Origin of the sequence: Aminobacter sp. J41 (assembly GCF_000526635.1) — a bacterium.
In the GTDB taxonomy this organism is placed as follows: domain Bacteria; phylum Pseudomonadota; class Alphaproteobacteria; order Rhizobiales; family Rhizobiaceae; genus Aerobium.
Window position 1 is genome coordinate 1 of the sequence record NZ_JAGL01000061.1, and the last position, 9,105, is coordinate 9,105.

Consider the following 9,105-nt stretch of genomic DNA (forward strand, 5'->3'; position numbering starts at 1 on the left):
CGTATCTTTGCAATCGTCTCCACAATCAACATCCAAAACACAAATGCCTCCGATAAAACCGGAGGCATTTTGATGACCCCACGTTAAGGGGTCCCGTTTGGACGAAAATCACCCCTTAAACAGGGTCCTCATTCCATGAAAAATCACAACTATTTGCTGCACTTCGTGTGGACGGTACGCTTCGGGGGAGGGTCAATGAAATTCTGCAACAGCAATTCAAGCGCGCCAAGAGGATTGTCGAGGCGAACCGCTGCAGCCTGGATCGAATTGCTGAAGCCTTGTTGGAGAAGGGAAAGCTCTCCAGATACGAGATCATAGAACTCGCAAACCGACAAGCAAGCGTCAGGGCAACTCGAGAGTAGATACCACGCGCCAAGGCTATCAGCAGGATCGCTGAGACAGCAAATCGTTCCCGTTCCCCATTTACGAGGATCGTCCCCCTGCCATCATTCACTTTGTCCCTATCAAAGGTGACGCAAGAGACATCTTCACGAATGCCGCGGCTTTCCTGATCACCACCCCTGTCAACCGTCAAAGGGTCTCGAAAGCGGAGACAATGCAGGGCCTGTATGATTTGTCGCCGAACGAGGCGAAGGTCGCTCGAGAACTGGTGGCGGATAGACGGTTGAGGCGGTGGCGGAGTCGCTTAAGCTCAGCAAGGAGACCATGAGAAGCCACGTGAAGTCCATCCTCGCGAAATCAGGCATGAGCCGTTAGGCGGATCTCATTGCCGCGGTTGCTAGCATTCGCAGCATTGAGGTCCCTTGTTCATAGACACAAGATGGATACCGAACATTTTGGCAGGGCAGGCAGTCCGCAGCCGGCCCCGTATTTACAGAAATACTATCCCTGGTGTTATAGGTGGGGTGGCGTGCTGACCGACCGCTTCTGACCCGTAGACCCAGGAAAGCTGTCATTCAGGTGGGCGTCGTACTTCGACGGCAACGTGGCCCCCATTTCGCACATTGAAGCGATCACAGCATCTGCTTAAACCAGCGGATATCGGGTGTGGCTCCCCCGCGCATGCGGGGATAGGCCCCTGCGCGCGGCCTACGAAGACGAGAGGGGCTCGGCTTCCCTGCGCATGCGGGGTATAGGACCTCGGTTGGGTATTTTTGCGGTTGCCACGGTAAGTCCGGGCAGTTCATCATGCTTGAACTGCCCACAGCCGATGGGGATGTTCTGCGGACCTAGACGCTGTCGTCGCCCTCGCGCCCCCTTGATCGCAGTGAGATGTCTGCGCCGGAAACAGGGGAAATCTCTCCAACGGCGGAACCAGAAATTGACATACGTTCCTCTAGCAGCTCAATATCTAGTCGTTACGGTCTTCCGTGCCCTTCGGGTTCGGAAGCTAAGAGGGAAGCCGGTGACCTGACGGGATTCCGGCGCTGCCCCCGCAACTGTAAGCAGCGAGCTTCTGCCGAATTTGCCACTGGTGCCAAGGCACTGGGAAGGCTGGCAGAAGCAGTGACCTGCGAGCCAGGAGACCTGCCGTGACGCATTTTTCGAACCTCGGGCGGGGTGTCCCGGCGGTGCGCATCGGCTGAAGCGGCGCTCCTCGCCGTGAATCATGCGTCCTGCCTTCCCCGTCCATCAACGACACGGGGATATGATGTCGACGATTTCTACCTTTCCATCCGAGCGAACGAGCTTCGTTCCTCTTTCCAGCGAATCCGGTGATAGCGGCTCCGCTGAACCTGCCTACCGTATCGTACGCCGCAACGGCACCGTGACGCCGTTTGACGCCCGAAAGATCAGCATCGCCCTCACGAAAGCATTTCTCGCGGTAGAAGGAAGTGCGGCAGCAGGCTCCCGGCGCGTTTACGAAGCCGTCGAGGAACTGACTTCCCAGGTAGTAAATGCGTTGATGCGGCGCTCGGGCGAAGGCCGCCTGTTCCATATCGAGGATGTGCAGGATCAGGTCGAGCTTGCCCTGATGCGCGGCGAACACCACAAGGTTGCCCGCGCCTATGTCCTCTATCGTGAAGAGCGCGCCCGCGAGCGCGCAGCTGAACAGGCCGCTGCGGGGGCTGCAGTGCCTGCGCTGCGGATGACTGCCGGAGATGGCACCCTGCATCCGCTGGACGTAGCGCGCCTTGCACGGATCATCGCGGAATCCTGCGAAGGGCTGGAAGCGGTGTCACCTGACCCGATCCTCGCGGAAGCGAGGCGAAACCTCTATGACGGCATCACCCAGGACGAGCTGTCGCTTGCGCCGATCATGGCCGCGCGCACACTCATCGAGCAGGAGCCGAATTACGCCTACGTTGCCGCACGTCTCCTTCTCGACCGGCTTCGGCGCGAAGCGCTGACCTTCATCGGTGGGCGCCCGGAACAGGCGACCCAGGCGCAAATGACGACGCGCTATGCCAGCTACTTTTCCGACTTCATCAGGACGGGTGTAGAGGCGGGCCTCATCGACCCCGAACTTGCGTGCTTCGATCTCGAACGCATCGGGGCAGCGTTGAAGCCGGAGCGCGACCTGAGCTTCCAGTATCTCGGCCTGCAGACGCTCTACGACCGCTACTTCCTGCATGTCGAGGGTAAGCGTTTCGAGCTGCCCCAGGCCTTCTTCATGCGCGTGGCTATGGGCCTTGCGCTGCGTGAGGCCGACCGGGAGGCGCGGGCGATCGAGTTCTATGACCTCCTGTCCTCGTTCGACTTCATGGCGTCGACGCCGACCCTCTTCAATTCGGGCACCACACGGCCGCAGCTCTCCTCCTGCTTCCTAACAACGATCGGCGACGACCTCGAGGCGATCTTCAAGGGCATCAAGGACAATGCGCTTCTCGCCAAATATTCTGGCGGGCTCGGCAACGACTGGACGCCGGTCCGCGGCCTTGGCGCGCATATCAGGGGCACCAACGGCCTTAGCCAGGGCGTCGTACCCTTTTTGAAGGTCGCGAACGATACCGCCATCGCTGTCAACCAGGGCGGCAAGCGCAAGGGTGCGGTATGCGCCTACCTCGAGACGTGGCACATCGACATCGAAGAGTTCCTCGACCTGCGCAAGAACACCGGCGACGACCGCAGGCGAACCCATGACATGAACACGGCCAACTGGATACCGGATCTGTTCATGGAACGTGTCCAGATGGACAGTGACTGGACCCTGTTTTCCCCGGACGAGACGCCAGAGCTGCATGATCTCTACGGTGAAGCGTTCCGGAAAGCCTATGTCGCCTATGAGGAGAAGGCAGAACGCGGCGAGATTAGGGTTTTCCGCACCGTCCGCGCCGTCGAGCTGTGGCGCAGGATGCTGACCATGTTGTTCGAGACAGGTCACCCCTGGATCACGTTCAAGGATCCGTGCAACATCCGCTCGCCCCAAAGGCACGCGGGCGTCGTACATTCCTCGAACCTGTGCACCGAGATCACGTTAAACACCTCGAAGGACGAGGTCGCCGTGTGCAACCTCGGTTCCGTGAACCTTCTCAACCACCTCGACGAGAGCGGCCTCGACCTTGATCGACTGTCGCGTACTGTCCACACCGCGATGCGCATGCTCGACAATGTGGTCGACATCAACTTCTACACAATCCCGGAAGCGCGTGCGTCGAATCTGCGCCACCGCCCCGTCGGCCTCGGCCTGATGGGTTTCCAGGACGCGCTGCAGAAGCTGCGAATCCCCTATGCCAGCGATGCTGCCGTCGAATTTGCCGATTGGTCGATGGAAGCGATCAGCTATTGCACGATCTCGGCCTCGGTGGACCTTGCGGCCGAACGTGGCCGCTACGAGAGCTTCGAGGGCTCGCTCTGGTCCAAGGGCATCTTGCCGATCGACTCGATCCGGCTGCTGAAGGAAGAGCGGCCTAGCCTCAGCATGGATGAAGCCCGCACCCTCGACTGGAACAGTCTTCGCGAGCGTGTAAAGACCGTCGGTATGCGCAACTCCAACACCATGGCAATTGCGCCGACTGCCACAATTTCGAATATCTGCGGCGTCTCACAGTCGATCGAACCCGCCTACCAGAACCTGTTCGTCAAATCGAACATGTCCGGCGACTTCACGGTCGTCAACGCACAGCTGGTGCACGACCTCAAGGCAAGGGGGCTATGGGACGAGGTCATGGTCTCGGACCTGAAATACTTTGACGGATCAGTTGGCGAGATCGGCCGGATCCCCGATGACCTCAAGGCGTTGTATGCCACCGCGTTCGAGATCGAACCGAAGTGGCTGATCGAAGCGGCATCGCGCCGCCAGAAATGGATAGATCAGGCGCAGTCGCTTAACCTCTACATCGCCAATCCAAGCGGCAGGAAGCTCGATGAGCTTTACCGGCTTGCCTGGAACAAGGGCCTGAAGACCACCTACTACCTGCGTTCCCGCTCGGCCACGCACGTTGAGAAATCGACCCTGAAGGGAACGGACGGCAAGCTCAACGCGGTGAGGCCGGCAACCCTCGTGCCTGCAACCGTGCCGGCGGGAGCGAACGGTGCATGGGGCAAGGCCTGTGCGATTGACGACCCCGAATGTGAAGCCTGCCAGTGAGCAGCAAGAACAAGGAGACAGGAAGCATGCTCGACTGGACTGAACCGAAATCAGACGTTGAACCCGCGCGGCCAGATAAATTCGCAGGCAATGCCACCGGCCTCGGCGAGATCGAACGGGGCGGCGCGCGCGTTTCGGTCGACGACAAGCGCATGATCAATGCACGGGCCGATGTGAACCAGCTCCTGCCGCTCAAGTACCGTTGGGCGTGGGAAAAGTACCTGGCCGCCTGCAACAACCACTGGATGCCGACCGAAGTATCCATGCAGGCCGACATCGCGCTGTGGAAGTCGCGAGACGGTCTCACCGAGGACGAGCGGCGCATGCTCAAGCGCAACCTCGGCTTCTTCGCCGCATCGGAGTCTCTGGTTGCCAACAACATCGTGCTCGCGATCTATCGCCACCTGACCAACCCCGAATGCCGCCAGTACCTTCTTCGGCAGGCGTTCGAGGAGGCGATCCACACTCACACCTTCCAGTATATCGTTGAAAGCCTCGGCCTCGACGAAGGTGAGCTGTTCAACATGTACCGGGAGGTGCCGTCGATCACGGACAAGGCCGCCTGGGCGCTGAGGCATACCCAAAATCTCGACGACCCGGACTTCCGGACGGGCACACCTGAGGCCGATCAGGCATTCCTGCGCGATCTCGTCGCCTTCTACGTCATCTTCGAGGGCATGTGGTTCTACACGGGCTTTGCGCAGATCCTGTCGCTCGGCCGGCGCAACAAGATGGTCGGCATTGCCGAGCAGTATCAGTACATTCTGCGTGATGAATCGATCCACCTGAATTTCGGCATCGACGTCATCAACCAGATCAGGATAGAAAATCCGCACCTGTGGACGCAAACCTTCCAGGACGAGGTTCGCGAAATGATCACCGAGGCCGCGGAACTGGAAGCAGCCTACGGACGCGATACCATGCCCCGCGGCTTCCTTGGCCTCAACGCGGCGCTGTGCGAGCAGTACATGCACTTCATCGCCAACCGCCGCTGCGCACAGCTCGGGCTGCAACCTGTCTTCGCCGACGTCGAAAATCCGTTCCCGTGGATGTCAGAAGCGATGGACCTCAAGAAGGAAAAGAACTTCTTCGAGACGCGGGTGATCGAGTACCAGAGCGGCGGCGCGTTGAGTTGGGATTGAGACCTCAACATTGACTCGCCGAGCGTGTGAGACCGCGCTCGGCGGTTGCTATGGCAGCACCTGTGTATCGGCGCGCAGGCGTGTCGAGTTTGCAGCTGTCGCGTTTTCGCGTGGGCATGTCGTTTTCGCGCCCACCCTGAAAATGCCCGTGTGATCTGATCAGGTCGTTCAAGGTGCCTTCCGACGTCGTGTCGGCAGGATAATTGGGAAGCCGGTGTCCTCAAGAAGAGAAAGCCGGCGCTGCCCCCGCAACGGTAGCGAAGCGCAAAACCCGACGTGAAGCCACTGGGCGAGAGCTTGGGAAGGTGTCGGAAAGGCCAATTGGCCAGCTTCGGAGCCCGGAAACCAGCCTCGAACATCTGAAACGACTGATCGCGGTGGGCGGTCAAGTGGCAGAGCGCTCAAGGCGACGTCGGCGACGCGCGCGTGACCAACTCCTCCACCCCAACCACCAGTTCAGTCCTTGTGCCAAGGCGAGGACGGACATGGATATTCACGACGAAATGCTGGCGCGCTTGCGGAACCGAAAGCCCGGTTTTAGCCTCGATCGGCCCTTTTATATCGATCCCGCATACTACCAGCTTGATCTGGAACACGTTTGGTACCGTGACTGGCTCTTCGTCGGTCACGACTGCGAAATTCCTGCCCCAGGAAACTACTTCACCGTCGAGGTTGGAGCCTACTCGGTCATCGTTGTGCGTGGTGATGATGGCCAGATCCGCGCTCTCCACAATTCCTGCCGCCATCGCGGCAGCCGGGTGTGCCTTGAGCACAAGGGGGCAGCCGCTAAGCTGGTCTGCCCGTATCACCAATGGACTTACGATCTCGACGGATCGCTCCTGTTCGCGCGTCAGATGGGCGATGACTTCGATACGTCTGCGTTCGGCCTCAAGTCGGTCGCCTGCGAGGCCGCCGGCGGTTACATCTTCATCTCTCTCGCGAAGGACCCAATGGATTTCGCGCCGTTCCGCGCAATGATGGAGCCGTTCTTCCTGCCGCACCGCCTCAGGGAGGCCAAGGTCGCCTTCGAATCCACGATCATTGAGAAGGGAAACTGGAAGCTGGTTTGGGAGAACAACCGCGAGTGTTACCACTGCGCGGCAAACCACCCAGAGCTCTGCAAGACCTTTCCAGAGGCCCCGACGGTAACGGGGGTGTCCGGCGCGCAAGACGATCCCGAAATCGTCGCTCACTGGGAAAAATGCGAAGCCATCGGATTGCCGAGTGCGTTCACTATTGACGAGAGCGGACAGTATCGCGTGACGCGCGTGCCTCTGCTAAGGGACGCCATCAGCTACACGATCTCGGGGCGGAAGGCCGTGCAGATGCGCCTGTCGGACAATGTCCACATGGATCGAATCGGCTCATTGCTGCTCTATCATTACCCGACGACCTGGAACCATATTCTCTCGGACCATGCGGTGACGTTCCGCGTGCTGCCGATTAGCGCGACAGAAACCGCTGTCACGACGAAATGGCTGGTGCACAAGGATGCGGTCGAAGGCATCGACTATCGCCTTGACGAGCTGATCCATGTCTGGACCGAGACCAACGATCAGGATCGCCGTATCGTCGAAGACAATGCGAGAGGCATCCAGTCGCCTGCCTACCAACCCGGCCCTTACTCCCAGATACACGAGGGCGGCGTCATCCAATTCATCAACTGGTACGCCGAGTTCATGGAAAAGCGCCTGTCTGGCAGCAGCCAGCCCTCTTTGCGATCCGTCGCCTGAGTGGAGCGCTGGACATGACCCTGATGCTGACAGGCACGGTTCCAGTCCCGCTTCCTCTGGACGAGATCGAACCGTGGAACGCTACCCGCCAGATGCTGGTCTGTACCAGCGTGGTTGATGAGGCACCGGAGGTGAAAACGTTCACATTCGCGGTCGAGGACGGCGGGTGGTTTCGATACATGCCTGGCCAGTTCATAACCGTCGAACTGCGTACCAAGGACGGAGATCTGCATCGGACTTACACGGTCTCTTCATCCCCGTCTCGGCCATACGCGATCTCGATCACGGTCAAGGCACAACCAACCTCAGTTGGCACACGCTGGATGTTCGAAAATGTTCGGCCCGGCTCGCGTATCCGCGCCTATGGGCCGAATGGGCATTTCAGCCTGATGCTCCATCCGGCAAAGAAGTACCTCTTCATCTCAGCTGGATCTGGCATCACGCCGATGATGTCCATGTTGCGCTGGCTATTCGACTGCGACCCTGGGGCTGACGTCACCTTCGTGAATTCGTCACGTCGGCCAGAGGACATTATCTTTCGCGACGAACTAGAGATGCTTGCGCGTCGGATGCCCAATCTGACGATCGGCTTCCTGCCCGAAATGCGTTCGGCGGTCTCGCCTTGGGGTGGCCTGATGGGCCGTGTCGACCGTCACAAGCTCGCGCTTCTCGCGCCGGATTTCATGCGGAGAGAAATCTTCTGCTGTGGCCCCGAGCCTTTCATGTCTGCGGTCAGCGGAATCGTCAGGTCGGAAGGTTTCGACATGGCGCATTTCCATCAGGAGAGCTTTGGCGCTTCCTCCTTTGCGCGACCAGCCCAGATGGAAGGTGAGGAGCGAAATTTAGAGCCGACGTCGTCCGAGCTGACCGTCACCTTCCTTGGTTCAAACAAACGTGGCCACTGCCCACCGGGGCAAACGATTTTGGAAACTGCTCGCAATGCAGGTGTGCGAATTCCTTCGGCGTGCCAGTCCGGCATTTGCGGTACGTGCAGGGTCTTCAAACGCTCTGGCGATGTCGAGATGCGTCATAACGGCGGTATCAGTCAGCAGGACATTTCAAGCGGTTACGTGCTCGCATGCTGTTCCCGCCCACTATCCCCAATAGAGGTGGACGCATGAAAACATCGGAACGCGACGGTTTGGATACAGTTGGTCGAAGACGCCGAGATAGGGCGACGCTGGCAAAGGTTTCACCTCTGCCACCGCCAGAGGAAGTGTTCGCCGACTGGCTCGTCTCGGTGCAACCGAATGCCTGCCTTGAAGCGGCTGCGCGCAACCAGATCGAGATGATAGACCGCTCGGCAGTCGCGCTACACCCATCCGTTCAGCAACTGCGTCTGCTCCTCCTGGCCGTCGCCGATGACAGCGTTCGGAGAAGGCAAGACGACGTATCGGATCGCTGACGGCGACACGATACGTCGAGCGAAGCCGGAGTTTCGCAGCAAGCTAGAGCATCTTTTATGAACACAGAGTCGGTTTGAGGATTCACGGGATCAGTTTAGTCTGATTCACTGCTCTTGGTGATTTGCCAGGAGGGTGGTGATGACGAGGAGCTTGAGCGGGGACCTTCGCGGTCGAGTTATTGCGGCGATTGAAGATGGGGTTTCGACGCGGGAGGCGGCACGACGCTTCCGTATCGGGATCTCAACGGCCGGGGCCTGGTATCGGCGCTATCGCGAGACAGGCGAAACGGAAGCGCGCAAGCAGGGCCAACCGTCACGATCGAAGCTCGATGC

6 protein-coding genes and 2 riboswitches are annotated in these 9,105 nt (G+C 59.4%); all 6 genes read left to right on the plus strand.

The window, feature by feature from the left end:
* Window positions 1-1,305 precede the first annotated feature (1,305 nt).
* A riboswitch (cobalamin riboswitch) is annotated at window positions 1,306-1,511 on the plus strand.
* A 101-nt stretch (window positions 1,512-1,612) separates the two neighbouring features.
* Window positions 1,613-4,492: a ribonucleoside-diphosphate reductase subunit alpha gene (locus L630_RS0119845; protein ID WP_186445310.1), complete on the plus strand. Its 2,880-nt coding sequence runs from the start codon at window positions 1,613-1,615 to the stop codon at window positions 4,490-4,492.
* A gap of 26 nt (window positions 4,493-4,518) precedes the next feature.
* Window positions 4,519-5,634 (plus strand): ribonucleotide-diphosphate reductase subunit beta, encoded by a 1,116-nt coding sequence (locus tag L630_RS0119850; protein WP_084466241.1) that lies wholly within the window; start codon window positions 4,519-4,521, stop codon window positions 5,632-5,634.
* 154 nt (window positions 5,635-5,788) lie between these two features.
* Window positions 5,789-6,003: riboswitch (cobalamin riboswitch) on the plus strand.
* Between the two features lie 116 nt (window positions 6,004-6,119).
* Window positions 6,120-7,367 carry an aromatic ring-hydroxylating dioxygenase subunit alpha gene (locus L630_RS0119855; protein ID WP_024849937.1) on the plus strand — a complete coding sequence of 416 codons (1,248 nt, stop codon included), beginning with the start codon at window positions 6,120-6,122 and terminating at the stop codon, window positions 7,365-7,367.
* Window positions 7,368-7,381: 14 nt separating this feature from the next.
* Window positions 7,382-8,488: a hybrid-cluster NAD(P)-dependent oxidoreductase gene (locus L630_RS0119860; protein WP_024849938.1), complete on the plus strand. Its 1,107-nt coding sequence runs from the start codon at window positions 7,382-7,384 to the stop codon at window positions 8,486-8,488.
* Entirely contained in the window at window positions 8,485-8,772 is a 288-nt protein-coding gene (locus tag L630_RS0119865; RefSeq protein WP_144708884.1) for a hypothetical protein, read from the plus strand. Before L630_RS0119860 ends, L630_RS0119865 begins: the two co-directional genes overlap by 4 nt.
* A 139-nt stretch (window positions 8,773-8,911) precedes the next feature.
* On the plus strand, window positions 8,912-9,105 hold a 194-nt coding region (locus L630_RS22690; RefSeq protein ID WP_156941774.1), incomplete at its 3' end, for a helix-turn-helix domain-containing protein.